The organism is Nocardiopsis deserti, assembly GCF_008638355.1.
GTDB classification, from domain to species: Bacteria; Actinomycetota; Actinomycetes; order Streptosporangiales; family Streptosporangiaceae; genus Nocardiopsis; species Nocardiopsis alborubida.
Genome location: NZ_VWVS01000016.1, coordinates 186,768 through 209,751 on the forward strand (window position 1 = coordinate 186,768; position 22,984 = coordinate 209,751).

A 22,984-nucleotide genomic window follows, 5' to 3' on the forward strand; every position below is an offset into this window, starting at 1 on the left:
GGGCTCCACGCGGACACCGCCGACCGACCCCGCGCACCGGGGCACCGCGGCTCCACGCGGACGCCGCCGCTCGGCGGCGTCCGCGACCCTCGTCACATCTGCTCCAGCAGCACGTCCTCCACCGCCTCGGCGTAGGCGCGGACCGTCTGGTGGTCGAACAGCAGCCGGGTGGGCACCGTGACGTCCAGCAGCCGCTCGACCTCGCGCACCACCTGGAGGCTGCGCACCGAGTCCCCGCCGATGTCGAAGAAGTTGTCGTCGCGCCCGATGCGGTCCAGCCCCAGGGTGCGCCCCCACACCTCGGCCACGGCCTCCTCGGTGGGGGTGCTCGGCTCGACGTGGACGGGCGCGGCGGCGCGCGCCCAGGCCGGTTCGGGCAGGCGGGCGCGGTCCACCTTGCCGTTGGCGTTGAGCGGCAGCGCCTCCAGCACGGTGACGGCCGCGGGCACCATGTAGGCGGGCAGCTCGCGGGACAGGCGCTCGCGCACCAGGTCCGCCTCCACCTCCCCTCCGGTGACGTAGGCGACGAGCTGGCGGCCCCCGGTGGGTGCCTCGGCCACCAGCACAGCGGCCTGGGCGACCTCGGACACGCGCAGCAGGGCGGCCTCGACCTCGCCCGTCTCGATGCGGAAGCCGCGCAGCTTCACCTGGCCGTCCGCGCGGCCCACGAAGACCAGGCGCCCCCCGGCGGACCAGCGCACCAGGTCGCCGGTGCGGTAGAGGCGTCCGCCGTCACCGAAGGGGTCGGCCACGAAGCGCTCGGCGGTCAGGCCGGGCTGGCCGCCGTAGCCGCGCGCCGTCCCCGGCCCGGACAGGTACAGCTCGCCCACCGCGCCGGGCGGGACCGGACGCAGGGCGTTGTCCAGCACGTGGGCGCCGGTGGAGTCCATCGGACGGCCGATCGGGCAGTGCCCGGCGCTGGCCTCCTCCTCGCTCAGCGGGGTGCACGTGGCGAAGGTGGTGGCCTCGGTGGGTCCGTACACGTGCACCAGGGCGGTGTCGGGGCACGCCCGGCGCACTCGGGCGAGGGAGGCCGGGTCGGCGGCCTCCCCGCCGGTCCACAGCTCGCGCAGCCCCGCGAAGCACTCCGGGTCCTGCTGGGCGAAGAGGTTGAACAGGGCGGTGGTGAGGAAGAGCGCGCTGACCCCGTGCCGGGCGGTGTACCCGCGCAGGGCGTCGGCGGAGACCGGCCCGTCCGCCACCACCGCGGTCCCGCCGTTGAGCAGCGGCACCCAGACCTCGTAGGTGGCGGCGTCGAAGGCGTGCGGGGAGTGGAACAGCACCCTGTCGTGGCCCTCCCGCCAGCGGGAGTCGGCGCTGAGGGCGACCACGGCCCGGTGGTCGACCACCACGCCCTTGGGCGTGCCCGTGGAGCCCGAGGTGAACATGACGTAGGCGGCGGTGTGCCCGTTCACCGGCCCTCGCCGGGCCGTGGCCTCCGCACCCGCACCGGCCCCGACACCAGCACCAGCACCAGCACCAGCACCAGCACCAGCACCAGAGAGCGTGCCGTCGGCGGCGTAGTCCACCACCGCCTCCACGTCCGCGCAGCGGTCGGCCGTGCCGGGACCGGCCACGGCCACGCGCGCGCCCAGCGCGCGGGCCAGGGAGGCGACCCGCTCCGCCGGAACCGTCTCGTGCAGCGGCGCGTAGGCGGCCCCTGTGCGCAGGACGCCGAGCATGGCGGCCACCACCCGCGGCGAGCGCGGCATGAGCAGCAGCACCCGGGACTCCGCGCCCACGCCCAGCGCGGCCAGGCGGTCGGCGACCCGGTCGGCCTCGGCGTCCAGCTCCGCGTAGGTCCACTCGCCGTCCGCGCCGACCAGGGCGGTCGCCTCGGGGTGGCGGGCGACCCGTTCGGCGAACAGGGCGGTGACGGTGGTGGCGGGCGGCTCCTCGCCTCCACCGTCGGCCAGGACCAGGGACCGGGCCGGGTCGGCCCCGGCCACGCGGCCCAGGGGGCGTTCGGGGTCCTCGGTGAGCGAGACCAGGATGCGCTCCAGGTCGCCCAGGAGGCGGTCCGCGGTCGCGGCGTCGAAACACGCCGGATCGTGCCCCAAGACCAGGCGCAGCCCGTCGGAGGCGTAGGCGCTCAGCGCGAGCGGGTAGTTGGTGGCCTCCACCGCGTTGACGAACCGGACCCGCAGCCCGTGTTCGGCGGCGGCCGCCTCGTCCACGGGGTAGTTCTCGAACACCACGACGCTGTCGAAGAGCGGGGTGTCGCCGGGCAGGCCCGCCTCGGCCTGCACACGTGCCAGCGACAGGTGGTCCTGGGCCCGCGAGCGCGCCTGGTCCTCCTGGAGACGGCGCAGCCACCGCGCCACGGGTTCGGCGGGGTCGACGGCCACGCGCACCGGCAGGGTGTTGATGAACAGGCCCACCGCGGCCTCCACCCCGGGCATGTCGTCGGGGCGGCCCGAGGTGGTGGCACCGAAGACCACGTCGGCCCGCCCCGAGTACGCGGACAGGAGCAGCGCCCACGCGCCCTGGACCACGGCGTTGACGGTCAGGCCGTGGGCGCGAGCGAAGGCGTGCACGGCCCCGGCCCGCGCCGGCGCGAGGACGGCCTGGCTCCGGGCGCTGGAGCGCGCGGAACGCAGGGAGGCGGGCGGTCGGTCGTAGGGCAGCGGCGTGGGCTCGGCCACGCCCTCCAGCACGCCCCGCCAGAAGGCGAGCCCCTCCCCGGCGTCGCGTCCGGCCAGGCGGCGCAGGTACTCCCGGAAGTCGGGGCGCGCGGCCGGGGCGCCGCCCCGGTAGGCGGCCAGGACGTCCTCCATGACCAGGGGCAGGCTCCACCCGTCCAGGACCAGGTGGTGGAAGGTCCACACCAGGCGCACGGAGGCGTCGCCGGTGCGCAGCAGGGCCACGCGCAGGAGCGGGTCGCGGACGGGGTCCACGCCCCGGGCGGCGTCCTCGGCCAGGTGGTCGGCCAGGGCCCGCCCGCGCTCCTCCTCCGTCGCGCCGCGCAGGTCGAGGTGGCGCACCTCGACGGGGACGGCGCGGTGCACGAGCAGGACCGGTTCGGACAGTTCCTCCCAGGCCACGCGGGCGCGCAGGACGGGGGTGGCCGCGACCACCCGCCGCCAGGCGCGGCCCAGGGCACCGGGGTCGCCCACGCCGTCCAGGTCGACGACGACCTGCTCCAGGTAGGAGCCGGAGCCGGGTTCCAGGGCGGAGTGGAAGAACATGCCCTGCTGCATGGGGGTGAGCGGCCACACGTCCTGGACGTCGCGGCCGTCGCCGACGAGGCGGTCGACCTCGGCCTGCTCCAGGCGCACGAGCGGGAAGTCGGAGGGGGTGGCCCCTCCGTGGGCGGGGTCCAGGCAGTGGTCGACCAGGGCGGCGAGTTCGGCGGACATCGCCTCGGCGAGGCGGCGCACGGTGGCCGCGTCGTGGACGGTGGCGGCGTGGTACCAGTCGAAGACCAGGCGTTCGCCCTCGAAGCGGCCCACCACCTCGACCAGGTGGGCGCGCTCCTCGTCCGGGGAGTGCTCGCCGCCGGGGTTGAGCCGCAGCGCGGTGTGCAGGGCGCCCCGGCCGGGGTCGGTGTCGAAGCGGCCCAGGTAGTTGAAGCTCACGCCGGGCGCGGGGTCGCGCTCCAGGCGGGCCCGCTGCTCCGGTGTGCCCAGGTGGCGCAGGGCGCCGTAGCCCAGGCCGTTGCCGGGGACCGCGCGCAGCATCTCCTTGGTGGCGCGGATCCGGTCGGTCCGGTCGGGTCCGCCGGTGAGCACGACGGGGAACACGGTGGTGAACCAGCCCACGGTGCGCGAGGTGTCCAGGTCCTCGAACAGGTCCTCGCGGCCGTGGCCCTCCAGGTCCACGGGCACGCGCGCGGAGCCGGTCCACTCGCACAGCACCCGGCCCAGGGCGGACAGCAGCAGGTCGTTGACGCGGGTGCGGAAGGCCGCGGGCGCCTCGCCCAGCAGGCGCCGGGTGTCCTCCTCGGACAGCCCGGCGGTGACCACCCGCTGGTCGCGCACCAGGCCGTTGCCCCGGCCCGTGAGGTCGCGGGGCAGTGCGGCGCGGGTGGCGGCGACCTCGGCCCAGGTGTCGAGTTCGGCGTCGAAGGCCCCCTCGGCGGTGTGCCGGGCCAGGCGGTCGGCCCACACGGGGAAGGGCGTGGTGCGCGGCCCCGGGTCCACGGGCGCGCCCTCGGCGGCCTGGCGGTAGGCGGTGGCCAGGTCCTCCAGCAGCACCCGCCAGGACACCCCGTCCACGACGAGGTGGTGGGCGGTCAGCAGCAGCCGGGAGCCGTCGGGGCCGGAGTCGAGCAGGACGGCGGCGAAGACGGGGCCGCGGGCCAGGTCGAGGCCGGTGTGGGCGGCCCGGACGCTCTCCTCGGCCAGCTCGCGCGCCCGCCCGGGTTCGTGCCCGGACAGGTCGACCGTGCTCAGCGGCGGGGCGGCCGTGCCGGGTCCGGTCACGCGCGGGCCGTCGCCGTCGCGGCGCAGGCGCAGCATGTCGTGGTGGTCGGCGAGGGCGGCCAGGGCGGTGCGCAGGGCGCGCGGTTCCAGGGGCTGGGCCAGGTCGAGCAGCACGGACATGGCGAAGTGGTCGGGCGCCACCGGGTGGGTGCGGTCGAACCAGCCCATGACGGGCGTGGCGGTGAGCGGGCCGCTCACCGGTCCGTCGCCGAGCGCTCCGGGACGCCGCACGCGCGCCACCTCGGCCAGGGCGGCGACGCTGGGGTGGGAGAAGACGTCGCGGCTGCTCAGCTCCACACCGGCCCTGCGGGCGCGGGAGACCATCTGGATGCTGAGGATGGAGTCGCCGCCCAGGGCGAAGAAGTCGTCGTGGACACCGACGCGCTCCACTGCCAGGACGGAGGCGAACACCTCGGCCAGGAGCCGCTCGGTGTCGGTGCGGGGGGCGGCGTGCTCCCCGCCGTGCCCGGGGTCGGGCAGGGCGCGGTGGTCGACCTTGCCGTTGGCGGTCAGGGGCAGCGCGTCCAGGACCACGACGGCGGCGGGCACCATGTAGCCGGGCAGGGTGCGGGCGAGGGCGCGGCGCCACTCCTCCGCGGCCTCCTCGCCCGGGCCCCCCTCCGAGGACACGGCGTAGGCGAGGAGCCTGCGCCCGCCGCCGGGTGCGGCGCGCACGAGGGCGACGGCCTCGGCGACGCCCTCCAGCGCGAGCAGGGCGGCCTCGACCTCGCCGGGTTCGATGCGAAAGCCCCGGATCTTGACCTGGGAGTCGGCGCGGCCGACGTACTCCAGCTCCCCGGAGCCGTTCCACAGCACGAGGTCGCCGGTGCGGTAGAGGCGTTCGCCGTCGCCCGCGGGGTCGGCCACGAAGCGCTCGGCGGTCAGACCCGGGCGTCCCAGGTAGCCGCGTGCGACCCCGGCCCCGCCGACGTAGAGCTCCCCGACCGCGCCGGGGGGCACCGGTCGCAGGAGGGTGTCGAGCACCCGGACGCGCATGCCGTCCAGGGGCGTGCCGACGGGCACGGTGCGCACCGGTTCGGCGGTGCGCGCGGCGGTGTGGTGGGCGGCGAAGGTGGTGGTCTCGGTGGGCCCGTAGCCGTTGGCGACCGCCGTGCCGGGGCAGGCGTCCAGCACCCGGTGCACGCTCGCCGGGCTGGCGGCCTCGCCCCCCGTGATGACCTCGCGCAGCGGGGCGAAGCAGGAGGGGTCCTGGGCGGCGTAGAGGTTGAACAGCGCGGCGGTGACGAAGGTGGAGGTCACCCGGTGGCGGCGGGCCAGCGCGCCGAACTCCTCGGCGCTCATGCGCCCGGGCGGCGCGACGACCACGGCGCCGCCGCGCAGCAGCGGCGTCCAGATCTCGTAGGTGGCCGCGTCGAAGGCGTGCGAGGAGTGCAGCAGCACGCGCTCGTCACGGCCGCCGCCCCACCGGGAGTCGCGCGCCAGGGCCACCACGTCGGCGTGGGTCACCGCCACACCCTTGGGCTCCCCGGTGGAACCGGACGTGTGCATGACGTAGGCCAGCGCACGCGGGTCGGCCTCGGGCAGGGGGTCCTCGGTCCGCACGGTCGGGTAGGGGCCGGGCCCGTCCAGGACCAGCACGCGCGCGTCGGTGCCCTCGGGCAGGCGGGAGCGCGAGGCGGTGTCGGTGACGATGACGCGCGCGCCGGTGCGGGCGGCCGTCCAGGCCACGCGTTCGGCGGGGTCGTCGGGGTGGACGGGGACGTAGGCGCCCCCGGCGCGCAGCACCGCGAGCATCGCGGTGACCACGTGCGGGCCCCGCTCCAGCAGCAGGGGCACGGCGTCCTCCGTGCCGACCCCCCACGCCCGCAGCAGGCGTGCCAGGTCGGCGGAGCGGGCGTCGAGTTCGGCGTAGGTCAGTGCCGGGAAGCCGCCGACCAGGGCCGGGGCGCGGGGGGTGCGGGCGGCCTGCTCGGCGAACGCGGTGGTCACGGACGCGGGCGCGTCCTGCGCGGGGGCGTGCTCCCAGGACTCCAGGAGGGCGCGTTCGGCCCCGGGACGCAGGTCCAGGGCGGCCAGGTCCAGGCCGGGGTCGGCGACGACGGCGTCGGCCAGCCGGGACAGGGCGTCGGCCAGGGCCGCCACGCGCCCGGCGTCGTACAGGTCGGTGTTGTACTCCACCGACAGGCGCAGGGCGCCGTCGCGCTCGGCGTACTCGAAGACCAGGTCGGCCAGGGCGGCGGTGCGCGGCAGGTCGACCTCCTCGGCGCGCAGGCCCTCCAGCTCCAGTCCGCCGGTGTGGGCGTTCTGGAGGACCATCAGCGCCTGGAACAGGGGGCCGCGTGCGGGGTCGCGCTCGGTGACCACGGCGTCGACGACGCGGTCGAAGGGCATCTCGTGGGCGAGGGCGGCGTCGGCCTCGGCGCGCACCTGCCCGACGAACGCGGCCGCGGTGGTGCCCGGGCGCAGGCGCGAGCGGAGCACGACCGGGTTGACGAAGAAGCCGACCACGTCCTCCAGCTGGGGGTGGTCGCGTCCGGCGGAGGCCGCGCCCAGGGCGACGTCGGCGGAGCCGGACGCGGCCGAGAGCACCGCCTGGGTCAGGGCGGCCAGGGTCGCGAAGAGCGTGGCGCCGCACTCTCCGCCCAGGGCGCGCAGGCCCCGGAGCTGGTCGGGGGTCAGGCGGGTGCGGTGGACGGCTCCGGCGGTGGTGCGCCGGGCGGGCCGGGGCCGGTCGGTGGGCACGGCCAGCGGGGGCACGTCCTCCAGGGCGCGCACCCAGTGCTCCAGGCGGTGCCGGGCCTCGGGCCCCTCCCAGCGGCCCTGTTCCCAGACGGCGAAGTCGGCGTAGTCGATCTCCGCTCGGGTGTCGGCCTCCTCCCCGCGCACGGCGGCCCGGTAGTACGCGGCGAGGTCGCGGTGGAGCAGGTCGACCGACCAGCCGTCGCAGGCGATGTGGTGGGTGCTCAGGACCAGGACGTGGTCCCGGTCGTCCAGGCGCAGCAGCAGGGCGCGGGTGGGCGGCCCCGCCACGAGGTCGAAGGGGGTGTCCACCTCGCGCAGCAGGTGCCGGTGCAGCTCCTCCTCGCGGTCGGCCGGGTCGGCCAAGGAGATCTCGCGCACGGTGAGCAGGTCGGTGCGGGGGGCGCGCACGTACTGGACGGGTTCGCCGTCGACGGTGTCGTAGGTGGTGCGCAGGGCCTCGTGGCGTTCCTGGAGCAGTTCCACGGCGCGGCCGAGCGCGGGCAGGTCGAGCGGTCCGCGCAGGCGGAAGGCGCTGCCGGTGTGGTACTCGGCGCTGTCGCCGTCGAGCTGGTGCAGGAACCACAGGCGGCGCTGGGCCGCCGACAACGGCAGCGGGCGGCCGCGCCCGGCCGGGGTGAGGGGCTCCTCGCGGCGCCCCGCGTCCTCCGCCGCGGCGACGCCCTCGGGGGTGGGGTGGCGGAACAGCGCGCGCGGGTCGAGGCCGGTGCCCAGCCGCTCGCCCAGGCGCCAGGCCACGCGGGCGGCGAGGATGGAGTCGCCGCCCAGGGCGAAGAAGTCGTCGCGGGCGCCGACGCGCTCCAGGCCCAGGGCCGCGGCGAACTCCTCGGCGGCGGCGCGCTCGGCGCCCTCGCGCGGTTCGACGTGGTCGGCGGCGGAGCGGACGGCGGGCGCGGGCAGGGCGCGGTGGTCGACCTTGCCGTTGGCGGTCAGGGGCAGCGCGTCCAGGACCACGACGGCGGCGGGCACCATGTAGCCGGGCAGGCGGTCGGCGAGCCGCTCGCGCAGGGCCGCGGTGTCGGCGGTCCCGACGACGTAGCCGACCAGGACGCGCGCGCCCGGGGCGTCCTCGCGGACCGTGACCAGGGCCTGGTCGACGCCCTCCTGGTCGAGCAGGGCGGCCTCGACCTCGCCGGGTTCGATGCGAAAGCCCCGGATCTTGACCTGGGAGTCGGCGCGGCCGACGTACTCCAGCAGGCCGTCGGCGTTCCAGCGCACCAGGTCGCCGGTGCGGTAGAGCCGCTCACCGCTGCCGAGGGGGTCGGCCACGAAGCGCTCGGCGGTCAGACCCGGGCGTCCCAGGTAGCCGCGTGCGACCCCGGCCCCGCCGACGTAGAGCTCCCCCACCCGCCCCGGTGCGGCGGGGTTCAGCCGGTCGTCGAGCACCCGGACGCGCATGCCGTCCAGGGGCGTGCCGACGGGCACCGACAGCAGCGGGGGCCGCGCGCGGTCCACGGCGAAGTGCGTGGCGAAGGTGGTGGTCTCGGTGGGCCCGTAGCCGTTGGCGACCGCCGTGCCGGGGCAGGCGTCCAGCACGGCGCGGACCGCGCCGGGCGGGACGGCCTCGCCCCCCGTGATGACCTCGCGCAGCGGGGCGAAGCAGGAGGGGTCCTGGGCGGCGAACAGGTCGAACAGCGCGGCGGTGACGAAGGTGGAGGTCACCCGGTGGCGGCGGGCCAGCGCTCCGAAGTCCCCGGCCGTGAGCCGTTGCGGTGGTGCGACGACCACGGCGCCGCCGCGCAGCAGCGGCGTCCAGATCTCGTAGGTGGCCGCGTCGAAGGCGTGCGAGGAGTGCAGCAGCACGCGCTCGTCACGGCCGCCGCCCCACCGGGAGTCGCGCGCCAGGGCCACCACGTCGGCGTGGGTCACCGCCACACCCTTGGGCTCCCCGGTGGAACCGGACGTGTGCATGACGTAGGCCAGCGCGCCGGGGTGTGGCGCGGGCAGCTCCGGTTCGGAGGGGGCGTCCCCGGCGGCGCCGCCCGTGGCGGCGGTGTCCCCGGCGGCACCGCCCCCGGTGGCAGTGTTCCTGGAGAAGCCGTCCCTGGAGAAGCCATCCTCTGTTGCACCGCCCCCGGGTGCGCCGTCCCACCCTTCCCGTCCGTCCCCTCCGGCCTCCGCGCCGCCCTCCGCGTCCAGGTCGAGGATCCGGGCCAGGTCGGCGAGGCGTGCTGGCAGGCGGGGGCCGAGTGCCCGGTCGGTGAGCACCAGGCGCACGCCGGTGCGCTCGGCGGCGGCCAGCACCCGGTCGGCGGGTTCGTCGGGGTGGACGGGGACGTAGGCGCCCCCGGCGCGCAGCACCGCGAGCATCGCGGTGACCACGTGCGGACCCCGCTCCAGGGCGAGCAGGACGGTGCCCTCGGGACCGAGCCCGCGGGCCAGCAGCAGGCGTGCCAGGTCGGCGGAGCGGGCGTCGAGCTCGGCGTAGGTCACCGCCGGGAAGCCGCCGAGCAGGGCCGGGGCGTCGGGGGTGCGAGCCGCCTGCGCGGCGAAGGCCTCCGGGACCGAGGCGGGCGAGACCGTGTCCGCGGGGTCGGGTGCGAAGCGGGTGGACTCCTGGGAGGACAGCACGTGACGGCTCCTGGCGCGTGTTCGGAAGGGAGGGCGGCGGAAGGGCGGGCGTGGGGACGGCGTGGGGGCCGGGTGCTCCGCCGCCGCGGTGGCGCGGCCGTCCGGCGGAGGGGTGCGGAGGCGAATCGGACCGCCATTCCCGACGGGCCGCCGCACGAGGACAGAGCCTGCCACATCGCCTTATCCAACCGGGCACTTTACCAAAAAGCTCGCCATTTCGAAATTCCCTTCGGCGACAGACAATCCCACAACGAGCACCTTGCGCCACACGGAATACTTCCACCTCAAAGCAGACAAAATACAACAAAAGATACATTCAACAGATCACGCCAGCACAAATCCAGGCAAAGTGAACAAAAGCCGCACGACAGTGGAAGGTTTAGATACCATACGGAGTGGTTAAATTACTCACAGTAAAGAAATATCCAACACCTGTCCACATGCGGCCATCCGGGAACTTCGCACTCGGCGACAGACCGGCCTTCGCATGCACATCCGGCCCCCGACACCGCCGGAACCGCGCCCCGCCACAGGCCCCCGCCGCCGCGCTCCCGCACCACCCCGCGAAGGGGATCCCCACCCGGGCAAGCACATCATCGCTGTTCAGAGACCATACGCGGTCCGTATCACACCCTGGAACCCAGCACATGGGGTTCTCCGCAAAATACCGAACCGCGTTCAACCGACGATCTCTTCGTTCCCCGTCCAGCAGTAAATCCGCCGTTTCAACGACCAGGGCAACGCCCGTTCAAACAGGATCACTATTGGCCACAATCCCTCCTCCATCAGCACGAACAGGTGAGAAGGAACACATACACACGGGTAAACCGGGGCCGTTGTCGGCCGACGCCACAACGCGACACGGATCTTCCGTCGAAGCCTTCACCATCCCGACCGGAAGACGAACTCCCTGCTAACGGCGGGAGGACACAGCGAAAAACACGAGGCCCCCGCCCGGGGTGAATGTCTTCACACCCCGGAAATCTCCCGGAACGCCCGGACCGTATTCCCCATCACCTGGTTCCCGACATATCCGAAACCCTTGCCAAGATTCGAAGCGATATGTGAGTATCCGTGGCACGTGCGGTGTACCGCCCCGTCCCCGCCGAAGCGACCGGCCGCTCCCGTCCCGAGCGCCGGCCTTTCGGGTGCCCTCCGACTCCCACGAGGAGAACGTCGTGCGCGACGCCCTGTCCGACCTGCTCCGCCGGACCTCTCACCAGGCCGGCGTCCCCGGAGCCCAACTGGCGGTCTACCACCGCGGTGAGCTGCACACCTGCGCCACCGGGGTGGAGAACGCCCAGACGGGGCGCCCCGTGGCGCCCGACTCGCTCTTCCCGATGGGTTCGGTGACCAAGACCGTCACCGCGGCCCTGGTCATGCAACTGGTGGAGGACGGCGACGTCGACCTCGACACCCCGGTGCTGGACCACCTGGGCGGGGCCGCTCCCGGCCACCCTCTGCGGGGCGCCACCCCCCGCCACCTGCTCAGCCACACCGCCGGGCTGGTCTCGGAGCGTTCCGAGGCCGTCCCCGCGCCCTCCCTGCGCCGCTACGTCTCCTCGCTCGCGCCCGAGGACCGCATCGCCGAGCCGGGCACGCTGTTCTCCTACTCCAACACCGGCTACGCCGTGGCGGGCCGACTCGTGGAGACCGTCACCGGACAGAGCTGGTGGGAGACCGTGGAGTCGCACCTGTGCGGCTCCACCGGCATGGAGCTGGCCCCGGTCCCGGCGCCTCGGTCCCTCCCCGCCGCCGACCTGGTCACCGGGCACGCCGTCGACGGCGCGGGCCGGGCCCACCCGGTGGGCTTCCACATCGAGCCCGCGCTGGCCCCGGCCGGGGGCCTGGCCGCCAGCGCCACCGCCCTGGCGGCCTTCGGCCGCGCCTTCCTCGACCCCGGGCACGCCGCCCTGGACGGCGAGGTCGCCGCCCCGGACGTGCTGCGCGAGATGGGCCGCTCGGTGAGCGTGGCCGACCCCTTCGGCCTGGCCGACGGCTGGGGCGCCGGGTGGTCCCTGCACCTGGCCGGGGACCGCCTGTGGTACGGCCACGACGGAACACTGGACGGCGCCACCTGCAACCTGCGCGTGGACCCCGAGGGCGGCTCGGTGGTGGCGCTGACCACCAACGCCACCACCGGTGTGACCGCCTGGGAGCACGTGGTCCGCGGCCTGCGCGGGCTGGGGGTGGACGTGGGCCACTACCGCCAGCCCGACGCCGCGGCCGAGGGCACCGCCACCGGTCCGGGCCCGGACCGCGTCACGGGGCGCTACGGCAACGGCGGCCTGGCCGCCGAGGTCGTCCCGGGCCGGGACGGATACCGGCTGGTGATGTCCAACGGCTTCGAGGGCGCGCTGTCCACCGGGCCGGGCGGCGCCTTCCGCGTCGTCTCCGGGCGCCACGGCGGGATCGCGCTCAGCGGTCGCTTCCTCGCCGACCCCGCCGAGCCCCGGCGCGCCACGGCGCTCCAGTACAACGGGCGCACCCTGCGCCTGAGCGGGCTCGCCGTGGGCCCCAACGCCTGACCCACCCCTGCGCAGACGAGGACCGGCACAGCCACCATGAGCTTCGAAGCCACCGCCGACCCCACCACCGACGCCGCCCGGGCCCGGGCCCGCGAGGAGGTCCTGCGCCGCCTGCGCTCGCGCGGCGGGACCGGCCAGGACATCCCCCGTGTCCCCCGCGACCGCCCGGTCACACTGTCCTTCGCCCAGCAGCGGCTGTGGGTCCTGGAGCAGATGGCTCCCGGCCGCACCGACTACAACTCCGCCCTGGCGCTGCGGCTGACCGGGGACCTGGACGCCGGGGCGCTGCGGCGCTCCCTGACCGCCCTGGTGCACCGGCACGAGTCCCTGCGCACGACCTTCACCGAGGTGGACGGCGAGGGGCGCCAGGTCATCGGAGCCCCCCACGAGGTGGAGCTGCCGGTGACCGCGGCCGGGAGCCGCGAGGAGGCCGCCGAGCTGGCGGCCCGCGAGTACGCCCTGCCCTTCGACCTGGAGCGCGGCCCCCTGATGCGGGCCCGGCTGCTGGCCGAGGGGCCCGGCGTCCACGTGCTGGTGCTGTGCCTGCACCACATCGTCACCGACGGCTGGTCCCTGGACCTGCTGCGCACCGAACTGGACACCCTCTACCGCGCCGCCACCGCCGACCCCGGGCGCGCGCCCGGCTCCCTGGCCTCGGACCTGGGCGCGCTGCCCGTCCAGTACGCCGACTACGCCGCGTGGCAGCGCACGCGCCTGGACGGCCCCGCCCTGGACCGCTCCCTGGAACACTGGCGCCGCAGACTCGCCGACCCGCCCGTGCTCGAACTGCCCACCGACCGCCCGCGCCCGGCCGTGCGCGAGGGGGCGGGCGAGACCCTGCCCTTCGCCCTGCCCGCGCCGCTGACGGAGCGCCTCGAACGCCTGGCCGCCGACCACGGCACCCACCTGTCCACGGTGCTGCTGGCCGCGGCCCAGGTGACCACGGCCCGGTGGAGCCGCAACCCCGACGTGGTGCTGGGCACCGTCACCTCCGGCCGCGAGGACCGGCGGCTGCACGCGATGACGGGCTTCTTCGTCAACACCCTGGCCGTGCGCCAGCACGTGGACGAGGAACTGTCCTTCGGCGCGCTGCTGGACCGGACGCGCGCCGGGTTCCTCTCCGACCTCGACCACGGCGAGGTCCCCTTCGACACGGTCGTGGACGCCGTCCTGACCGAACGCGACCCCGCCGTACCGCCGCTGGTCCAGGCCGCCGTGGTCTTCCAGAGCGCCCAGGAACCCGTGGCGGCGGGCCTGGGCGGCCTGGAGGCCGAACCGGTGCCGGTGCGGCGCGGCCAGTCCGTCTTCGACCTGACCCTGGAGTTCCGTCCCGGGCCCGGCGGCGTCGCCGGATCGGCCGAGTTCGACACCGCCCTGTTCGACCGCGCCACCGTGCGGCGCCTGGTCGGGGACCTGGTGCGGGTGCTGGAGAACGCCGACGACCCCCGGCCGCTGCGCGCCGTGGCGCTGGTCGGCCCCGAGCGGGCACGGGAGCTGGAGCGCTCCTGGACCGGGGAGCCCGGCCCCCGGCCGCGGAGCCTGCCCGAGCTGTTCGCCGAGCGGGCGCGCCTGCGCCCCGACGACCCCGCCCTGGTCGGCGCGGACCGCACCGTCTCCTTCGCCGAGGCCGACGACCGTGCCGCGCGCCTGGCCCGGCGGCTGCGGGAACTGGGCGTGGCGCGGGGCGACCGCGTCGGCGTGTGCGTGGAGCGCGGCCCTGCCCTGGCCGAGGCCCTGCTGGGGGTGGTGTACGCGGGGGCGGTCTACGTGCCCCTGGACCCGGAGTACCCGAAGGAGCGGCTGGCCGCGGTCCTCGACGACGCCGCACCGCGCGCGGTGGTCGCCGACCCCGCGGGCGCACGGCGGCTCCCCGGGAACGGTCCGCTGGTGGACGCGGCCGACCCCGGCGTGGCCCGGGCGGAGCCGCTGCGCGAGCACGTCCGTCCCGAGGACCCCGCCTACCTCATCTACACCTCCGGCTCCACCGGCAGGCCCAAGGGCGTTCTGGTGGCGCACCGCGGCCTGGCGGCCCTGGCCGCCTTCCAGGGCGAGCGCATGCGCGTGGGCCCCGGCTCGCGGATGCTCCAGTTCGCCTCCCCCAGCTTCGACGCGGCCATCGCCGAACTGGTGGTGGCGCTGCTCAACGGCGCGGCCGCCGTGCTGCTGCCGCGGCCGTCCCTGGCGGGCGAGGGGCTGCCCCGCGCCCTGCGCGAGCACCGCGTCAGCCACGTGACGCTGCCGCCCGCGCTGCTGCCCGGCCTGTCACCGGAGGAACTGGGCCCGGTGGAGCACCTGCTCGTGGCGGGCGAGGCCTGCTCCGGCGAGCAGGTCGCCCGCTTCTGCGGCGACCGGGCCGTGTACAACGGCTACGGCCCCACCGAGTCCACCGTGTGCACCACCCTCAGCGCACCGCTGTCGGGCGGCGGCAGCCCTCCCCTGGGCGATCCGGCGACGGGCACCCGCGTACGGGTCCTGGACCGCTGGCTGCGCCCGGTGCCCGACGGCGTCCCCGGCGAGCTCTACATCAGCGGCGACGGGCTGGCCCACGGCTACCTCAACCTGCCCGGCACCACCGCCGCGCGCTTCGTCGCCGACCCGGACGCCGAGGGCGGGCGCATGTACCGCTCCGGCGACCTGGTCCGCCGCGTCGGCGGGAGGCTGGAGTTCCTCGGCCGCACCGACGACCAGGTCAAGATCCGCGGCCACCGCGTCGAGCCGGGCGAGGTCGAGCACGCGCTCACCCGCCTGCCCGGGGTCGAACGGGCCGTGGTGGTGGTCGACGGCACCGGTTCCTCGCGCCGCCTGGTCGCCTACGCCGTCCCCTCCCCCGGACACGCCCCGAGCCCCGCCGACCTGGAGCGGGCCGCCCGTGTGCTCCCCGCCTACATGGTCCCGGCGGCCTTCGTCGTGTTGGACCGCGTCCCGGTCACCGCCAACGGCAAGATCGACCGGCGCGCCCTGCCCGCCGTGGACTGGGCCGGGCGGTCCGGCGCCGAACACGCGGCCCCGCGCACCCGCGCGGAGCGGGAGCTGGCGCGGGTGTGGTGCTCCCTGCTGGGCCTGGAGCGCGTCGGCGTGCACGACGACTTCTTCCGCGTGGGCGGCGACTCCGTCACCGGGGTGCGCGTGCTCGCCCGCGCCGCCGAGCGGCTGGGCTCCCGGCCCCCGCTGCGCGCCCTGTTCGAGCGGCCGACCATCGCGGCGCTGGCCGAGCTCTACGACGGCTCCGGTGACCGCCGCGACGCGCCCGCGCGGGTGGAGCACGAGGGCCCGGTGCCCCTGTCCGCCGCCCAGCGCCGGATGTGGTTCCTGGACCAGTACTCGCCCGGAGGGGCCGGGTACAACTCCGGCGGCGCGCTGCGCCTGTCCGGCGAGCTGGACACCGCGGCGCTGGAGCGGGCCCTGCACGCCCTGTCCGCGCGCCACGAGGCGCTGCGCACGGTCTTCCCGTCACGGGACGGCACGCCGCACCAGGTCGTGCTCGCCGATTCCGGCCTGCCCGTGGAGAGGGCCGCGCTGGACGGCCCGCCCGCAGCGGGGTCCGAGTCGGACGGCCCGCCCGGCGCCGAGCCCGGGGAGCGGCTGGACGCGCTGCTGGAGGAGTTCGCCGCGCGGCCCTTCGACCTGGCCCGGGGACCCCTGACCCGGGTCCTGCTGGTGCGCGTGGGCGAGGGCGACCACGTCCTCTCGATCGCCATGCACCACATCGTCACCGACGCCTGGTCGATGTCGGTACTGGTCGGGGAGCTGGGGGCGCTCTACGAGGCCGCCCGCGAGCGGCCCGGCGCCCCGGCCGAAGCCCTGCCCGGTGCCGCGGGCCTGGAGCCGGTGGGCCTGCGCTCCACCGACGTGGCCGTGTGGCAGGAGGAGCGGGCCCGCTCGGGCGCCTTCGAGGAGCACCTGGGGTACTGGCGCGACCAGCTCTCCGGGGTGGAGCCCCTGGCTCTGCCGACCGACCGGCCCCGGCCCGCCCGGCGGCGCGGCCTCGGCGCCGCGCGCGCCTTCGAGGTCCCCGCGCGGGTGCGCGAGGGCGTCCGCGCACTGGAGGCCGAGCACGGCCTGACCCTGTTCATGGTGCTGGCGGCCGCCACCGCGGTGACGCTCTCGCGCCACAGCGGCCAGCGCGACCTCGTACTGGGCACGGTGACCTCCGGGCGCGACAGCGCGGCCCTGGAGAACACGGTCGGGTTCTTCGTCGACACCGTGGCCCTGCGGCTCCGGGTGGACCCCGACGCGAGCGCGGCCTCGCTGCTCTCCGACGTGCGCGAGACCGTCCTCGCCGCGTTCGAGCACGGCGAGGTGCCCTTCGACAGCGTCGTGGACGCGACGGGTCAGGAGCGCGACCCCTCCCGCCCCACCCTGGTCCAGGCACTGGTGACCCTGCGCAACACGCCGGGCGCCCCCTGGCGGGTGAGCGGACTCGACGCGCGCCCGCACGACGTCGCCCACCGGCACACCCAGTTCGACCTGACGGTGGAGTTCGCGGAGGAGGACGGGAGGCTGCTGGGCGCGGTGGAGTACGACACCGACCTGTTCGACGCCCGCACGGCCGACCGGATCGCCCACCACCTGACCGCCGTCCTCGACCTGCTCTCCCACGCGCCCGGGGCGCCCGTGCGCTCCCTGGCCCCCGCGCCCGCGCCGGAGGAGGCCGAGGCCCTGCGCTCCTGGGGCACGGGCGCGCCCGGCCACCCCCCGGCCTCGGTGCCCGGCGTGTTCCGCGAGCGGGCGCGCGAGTTCCCCGACGCCCCTGCCCTGGCGGGCCCCTGGGGGACGATGTCCTACGCCGAGCTGGACCGGGCCTCGGCCGCGCTGGCGGTACGGCTGCGCTCGCTGGGGGTGGGGCCCGAGACGCCCGTGCCCCTGTTGCTGGAGCGGGGTCCGCACGTGGTCACCGCGATGCTCGCGGTGCTGCGCGCCGGGGGCGCCTACGTCCCCGTGCACGCCGACGACCCCGCCGAACGCGTCCGCCTCCTGGTCGCCGAGACGGGGGCGCCCTGCGTGCTCACCGACACCGCCTCCGCCGACCGGGTGCCGCCGACCCGCACGGCGGTGCTGGTCGACGCCGCCGACGCCGTACCGGGCGCGGACGCCGGGGCGGAGGGGCTGGACGGCGCCCGTCCCGACCAGCTCGCCTACGTCATGTACACCTCCGGTTCCACCGGCGCTCCCAAGGGCGTGGCGGTGACCCACACCGACGTGGTGCGCCTGGCAGCGGACCGGCGCTGGTCCGGCGGGCACGCCCGGCGCACGCTCTTCCACTCCTCGCACGCCTTCGACGCCGCCACCTACGAGATCTGGGCGGCGCTGCTGACCGGCGGCACCGTGGTGGTGGCCCCGCCGGGGCGGCTGGACGCGGACGGCTTCGCCGCCCTGGTGTCCGGGCACCGGGTCAGCGCCACCTTCGTCACCGCGGCGCTGTTCAACCTCTACGCCGCGCAGGACCCCTCCTGCTTCGCCGGGATGGAGCAGGTCGTCACCGGGGGCGAGGCGGCCAGCCCGCACGCGGTGGAGCGGGTGCGCCGCGCCTGCCCGGACACGACCGTGGCCAACGGCTACGGGCCCACCGAGACCACCACCTTCGCCGCCCACCACGCGCTGCCCCGGGAGGGCGCCACGCCCGAACCGGTGCCGATCGGCCGCCCCCTGGACGGAACCCGGCTGCACGTGCTGGACGAGCGGCTGCGTCCGGTGCCGGTGGGCGCGGTCGGCGAGCTGTACGTGGGCGGCCGGGTCACCCGCGGCTACCACGGCCGCCCCGGGCTGACCGCCGAGCGCTACGTCGCCGACCCCTTCGGCGGGGGCGGACGGCTCTACCGCACCGGCGACCTCGTGCGCTGGAACAACTCCGGCGAACTGGAGTACACCGGCCGCGCCGACGCCCAGGTCAAGCTGCGGGGCTTTCGTATCGAACCCGGAGAGGTGGAGGCGGCCCTGCTGCGCCTGCCCGACGTGGAGCAGGCCACCGTCCAGGTGCGCCGCGGCGCCTCGGGCGCGCGCGGCCTGGTCGCCTACGCGGTCCCCCGCCCGGGAGAGCACGCGGACCTGCCGGACGTGCGCGAGCGGCTGCGCCGGTTCCTGCCCGACTACATGGTCCCGGGCGCCGTGGTGTTCGTGGACGCCATCCCCCTCAACGCCAACGGCAAGGTGGACCGGGCGGCCCTGCCCGAACCCGCCGGGCCCGGGGAGCGCGCGGCCCCGGACGCGGCCCCGCGCGGCGCCGCCGAGCAGGCGCTCGCGGGCATCTGGGCGGAACTGCTGCGGGTCGGGGACGTGGGCCGCCACGACAACTTCTTCGCCCTGGGCGGCGACTCGATCCTGAGCATCCAGATGGTCTCGCGGGTACGCGAGGCCGGGTGGAACATCACCACGCGCGACGCCTTCCTGCACCAGACGGTCGCCGACCTGGCCGCCGCGGCCGACCGGGGCGGGGCCGTGGACGGCCCGGCCGCGCGGGTTCCGGTCACCGGGACCGTCCCGCCCACGCCCGTGGACCGCTGGTTCCTGCGCACCCGCACGCGCCGACCCGAGCACTTCGACATGTCGCTGCTGTTCGAGGCCGCCGAGGGCACCGATCCGCGTCTGTGGGCGCGGGCCGCCGACAGCCTGCCCGCACACCACGACATGCTGCGGCTGCGGGTCACCGACACCGCGGACGGCCCGCGCGGGCACCTGGACGCCGACGCGTCCCGCGGCGCCAGGGTGGTGCGCGTGGACGGCGGCGACGGGGAGCTGGAGCGGGCGGTGGAGCGCGAGGCCCTGCGCGAGCGCCCCGCCAAGCGGCTCGCGGAGGGGCCCCTGTTCGAGGCGGTGGTGTTCGACCCGGGCGGGCGCCGGGCCCCGCGGGTGCTGCTGTCGGCGCACCACCTGGTGGTCGACGCCGTGTCCTGGCGGGTGCTGCTGGAGGACCTGGCCACCGCCTACGGGCAGCTGGAGCGCGGGAGCGCGGTGGACCTGGGCGCGCCCACCACCCCCTTCCCCGAGTGGGCGCGCCGCCTCGGACGCCACACCGCCCAGGGGGCCTTCGACGGGGACGCCGGGTACTGGGCCGACCTCGCCTCCCGGGCCGCGGGCGCCCGCCTCCCGGTGGAGCTGGACTCGGGCCCCAACGACGTCGCCTCCCAGCGGATCGTCACGGCGTCCCTGTCGGCCGAGGAGACCGACGCGCTGCTGCGCCGGGTGCCCGGCACGCTGCGCAGCAGCATCGACGACGTGCTGCTCGGCGCGCTGGGCCGGGTGCTGACCGACTGGAGCGGCGACCCGCGCCTGCTGGTGGCCAAGGAGGGCCACGGCCGCGAGGACCTGTTCGACGACGTGGACCTGTCCCGCACGGTGGGCTGGTTCACCGCCATCCACCCGGTGCTGCTGGAGGTCCCCCCGGACACCGGAACGGCTGGGGCGGTCGCCGCCGCCCGGGCCCAGAGGCGGGCGGCACCGGACGCGATCGGGTTCGGGGCGCTGCGCGAGCTGGGCGGCGACGGGACTCCGGCTCCGCTGGCCGCGATGCCCGAACCCCAGGTGGCCTTCAACTACCTGGGGCGGTTCGGCAACCAGGGCGGCGGACCGGTGGGGCGCCTGCTGCCCCTGCCGCCGTGCGACCACGCCCCGCAGGAGGAGCGCACCGGCCTGTTCGACGTGACCGGCGGCGTCACCGGGGAACGGCTGGAGTTCTCCTGGACCTACTCGGCCCACCGGCACAGGGCCGCGACGGTGCGGGCCCTGGCCGACGAGTACGCCGAACGGCTGCGCGGCCTCGTGCGCGACGCCGGGCGCGGGCGCGCGCGGAACCGCCGGGCGCGCTGACCGTGCCGCGCGAACGGCGCGCGGCACCCACGACGACAAGGAGAGAGACCGACGTGAGCAACCCCTTCGACGACGAGGACGCCCGCTTCCTGGTGCTGGTCAACGACGAGGGCCAGCACTCGCTGTGGCCGGCGTTCGCCGAGGTGCCCCGGGGATGGCGGGTGGCGCAGGGCGAGTCCTCCCGGGCCGAGGCCCTGGAGTACGTGGAGCGCGAGTGGACCGACCTGCGCCCGGCGAGCCTGATCGCCGCGCAGGAGGGCTGAGCGCGCCGGGGGCGCACGGGTCCGGCGCGTCCCCGGCGCTGTCAGGCGTCGCTGTCGTCACGCAGCATGCGCAGCACCGCCTCCTCCACCCCGCCCTGGGTGGCGAGTTCGCCCGCGGGCACCTCGCGGCCCAGGGCGGGCAGCGCTTCGGCGACCGTCACGCCCCGCTCGTGCAGCCGGAAGACGCGGGGATCGATGTAGGAGTCCCGGGCCACCGCCTCGGTGTTTCCCAGGTAGTCGGCCACCTCGCGGACCACGTGCGTCCTCAGCCGGGCCAGGGCTCTGTCGTCCTCAGGGGGCACGGCCACCGCGACCCCGACCGCGGCCAGGACCGTCGCGTGCCAGGTGCGGAACTCCTTGACCGTGTGCTCCTCCCCGGCGACCCCGCGCAGGTAGGAGTTGAGGTCTTCGGTGTTCACGTCGTGCCAGTCGTCGCCGACGCGGTAGGCGAACAGGTCCTGCCCCGGCGAGCGGACGCGCTGGAGGCCGGAGACCACCCGGCGGATCTCGGGCTCGGCGCACTCGACGCGCTGGTTCTGCCCGGACTTGCCGGGGAACTCGAACACCACCGTGCCGTGCCTGCGGTGGACGTGCTCGCGCAGCAGGCTCGCGACCCCGTAGGAGTCGTTGCGGGCGGCGTAGGCGTCGCCCCCCGCACGCAGGAAGCCGAGGTCGATCAGGCGGACGGCCGCCGCCAGGACGCGCTCGCGTCCCAGCCCGCGGCGGCCTAGGTGCCCGGTCAGCGTGCTCCGGATCCCGGGGAGCAGCGCGGCGAAGTCGAGCATCCGGTCGTACTTGGCCTCCTCGCTCCGGCGCCGCCACTCCCGGTGGTAGAGGTACTGGCGGCGGCCCGCGTCATCGGTGCCGCACGCCTGGATGTGCCCCTCGGGCGAGGGGCAGATCCACACGTCGTGCCAGCCCGGGGGCACGACGAGTTCCTTGACGCGCCGGATCTGGTCGGGGTCGGTGACCGGTTCCCCGTCCGGGCCGTGGTAGCGGTAACCGCGCCCGCGCCGGGTCCGGGTGATCCCCGGCGAGGCGGGATCGCTGCGCCGCAGCCTCATACCGCGGCCTCCTCACGGACGACCATGCGCACTCCCTGGACCGTTCGCCCGGTCAGGACGGGTCGCGGCCGGGCGGGCGCTCCGGGCTCCGTGGCACCGCCCGCGCGTCGGCCGCGTCGGCGGCGACATCAGGGCGGCCCTCGGGTCCGGTGCCCCGGTGCGCCTCGTCGCTCCCCTCGACCGCGTTCAGGCGGTCCTCCAGGAGCTCCAGCACCTCCATCCGGCCGGAGTGGCTCTCCTCGTAGGCGATCAGCTCGCGCACCCGCTCCGCGGGGAGGGAGCGGACGCGCTCGCCCAGGGCGCGGACCGAGAGGTCCTCGTAGTCGGGAATGGGGGGAGTCGCCGCCATACCGCCCACCTGCTTCCTCCGCGATGGTCAGGTGCAGCAGCACAGCTACCCGCGGGCCGGACCGGAAAACGGGGGGCGGCGCCGCGCGTCCGGCTCCGCGGCGGCGGAGCCGGACGATACCGGGCACGGAGGTTCGGCGCGGCCCCCGGCCGGCCCCCGCGGACTGCGGCGGGGCGCTACCTCTTCGCCGCGGCGCGGCGGCGGGCCACCTCGTAGAGGGAGACCCCGGCGGCCACGGAGGCGTTCAGCGACTCCGCGTTGCCGATCGGGATGCTCGCGACCACGTCGCAGGTCTCACGCACCAGGCGGGACAGGCCCTTGCCCTCGGAGCCGATCACGATGACCAGCGGGCCGGTGGCCAGTTCCAGGTCCGGGATCGGGGTGTCGCCACCGGCGTCGAGCCCGACGACGAACAGGCCCTCCTTCTTGAAGCCCTCCAGCGCTCGGGTCAGGTTGGTGGCCTGGGCCACGGGCAGCCGGGCGAGGGTGCCCGCGGAGGTCTTCCAGGCGGTGAGGTTGACCCCGGCCGAGCGACGCTCGGGGATGAGCAGGCCGTGCGCGTCGAACGCGGCGGCCGAACGCGCGATGGCGCCGAGGTTGTGCGGGTCGGTCACCCCGTCCAGGGCCACGATCAGCGCCGGGGAGTCGGACTCCAGCGCCGCGTCCAGCAGGGCCTCGGGCGCGCGGTACTGGTAGGGGCGCACCTGGAGCGCGAGCCCCTGGTGGGCCGCGCCGGGCTGGCCGTTGCTCTCGCAGCGGCGGTCGAGCTCGGTCCGGGTGACCTCCAGCACGTCCAGGCCGCGTTCGCCCGCGATCCGGGCCGCCTCGTTGACCCGGTCGTCCGGGTCGAGGCTGTTGGCCAGGAACAGGCGGGTGGCGGGCATACCGGCGCGCAGCGCCTCCACCACCGGGTTGCGTCCCACCAGCAGGTCGGAGGCGTCCGGACGGCGGCGCTCCCCCTGCTGCGTTCCCCGGGCCTGGCCGCCGGAGTCGGGGCGGCGGGCGGCCCTGGCCCGCTGCTTGCCCTCGTACCAGTGCCGCTGCTCGGCGGGCAGGGTACCGCTCTTGGCCTCCAGGGAGCGGCGGTTCTTGCCTCCGCTGCCCTTGGTCGGGCCCTTCTTGCTCTTCTTCGCCGGCATGGTCGCCGCCTCCCCGTCAGTGTTGCGGGCATACCGGAGGCGCGGGGCATCCGGCTGGTGGAATGTGGCCTGCCGGCGTGAACGCGGCGGCAAACTCCCAGACTAACGCCGCCGCGCCACCG

7 protein-coding genes are annotated in these 22,984 nt (G+C 76.1%); 3 read left to right on the plus strand and 4 right to left on the minus strand.

Going from position 1 to position 22,984, the window contains the following annotated elements:
- Window positions 1–92: 92 nt before the first annotated feature.
- Window positions 93–9,716, minus strand: a complete 9,624-nt coding sequence (locus tag FYW99_RS22320; protein ID WP_150253988.1) for a non-ribosomal peptide synthetase — start codon at window positions 9,714–9,716, stop codon at window positions 93–95.
- 1,148 nt (window positions 9,717–10,864) lie between these two features.
- Between FYW99_RS22320 and FYW99_RS22325 the strand changes: the two genes are divergently transcribed.
- Genes FYW99_RS22325 through FYW99_RS22335 form a run of 3 tightly spaced genes read left to right on the plus strand, consistent with a single transcriptional unit; the run spans window position 10,865 to window position 20,310 of the window.
- Entirely contained in the window at window positions 10,865–12,244 is a 1,380-nt protein-coding gene (locus tag FYW99_RS22325; RefSeq protein WP_150253989.1) for a serine hydrolase domain-containing protein, read from the plus strand.
- 36 nt (window positions 12,245–12,280) lie between these two features.
- Entirely contained in the window at window positions 12,281–20,047 is a 7,767-nt protein-coding gene (locus FYW99_RS22330; protein ID WP_150253990.1) for a non-ribosomal peptide synthetase, read from the plus strand.
- A 53-nt stretch (window positions 20,048–20,100) separates the two neighbouring features.
- Window positions 20,101–20,310 carry an MbtH family protein gene (locus FYW99_RS22335; protein ID WP_017563712.1) on the plus strand — a complete coding sequence of 70 codons (210 nt, stop codon included), beginning with the start codon at window positions 20,101–20,103 and terminating at the stop codon, window positions 20,308–20,310.
- Window positions 20,311–20,351: 41 nt separating this feature from the next.
- Here FYW99_RS22335 and FYW99_RS22340 read toward each other — a convergent pair whose 3' ends face one another.
- From FYW99_RS22340 to rlmB, 3 genes are all read right to left on the minus strand, one after another.
- The gene (locus tag FYW99_RS22340) at window positions 20,352–21,374 is read right to left on the minus strand and encodes a DNA topoisomerase IB (protein ID WP_150253991.1); all 1,023 of its coding nucleotides are present in this window, start codon (window positions 21,372–21,374) and stop codon (window positions 20,352–20,354) included.
- Window positions 21,375–21,426: 52 nt separating this feature from the next.
- Window positions 21,427–21,723 carry a hypothetical protein gene (locus FYW99_RS22345; RefSeq protein WP_223839388.1) on the minus strand — a complete coding sequence of 99 codons (297 nt, stop codon included), beginning with the start codon at window positions 21,721–21,723 and terminating at the stop codon, window positions 21,427–21,429.
- Between the two features lie 176 nt (window positions 21,724–21,899).
- Entirely contained in the window at window positions 21,900–22,862 is a 963-nt protein-coding gene (gene rlmB / locus FYW99_RS22350; RefSeq protein ID WP_150253993.1) for a 23S rRNA (guanosine(2251)-2'-O)-methyltransferase RlmB, read from the minus strand.
- Window positions 22,863–22,984: the final 122 nt, after the last annotated feature.

What these genes read in the sequence shown, in the direction of transcription:
- rlmB (WP_150253993.1), bottom strand. Translation starts at nt 22,862, where the DNA reads ATGCCGGCGAAGAAGAGCAAGAAGGGCCCGACCAAGGGCAGCGGAGGC.
- FYW99_RS22330 (WP_150253990.1), top strand. Translation starts at nt 12,281, where the DNA reads ATGAGCTTCGAAGCCACCGCCGACCCCACCACCGACGCCGCCCGGGCC.
- FYW99_RS22340 (WP_150253991.1), bottom strand. Translation starts at nt 21,374, where the DNA reads ATGAGGCTGCGGCGCAGCGATCCCGCCTCGCCGGGGATCACCCGGACC.
- FYW99_RS22345 (WP_223839388.1), bottom strand. Translation starts at nt 21,723, where the DNA reads ATGGCGGCGACTCCCCCCATTCCCGACTACGAGGACCTCTCGGTCCGC.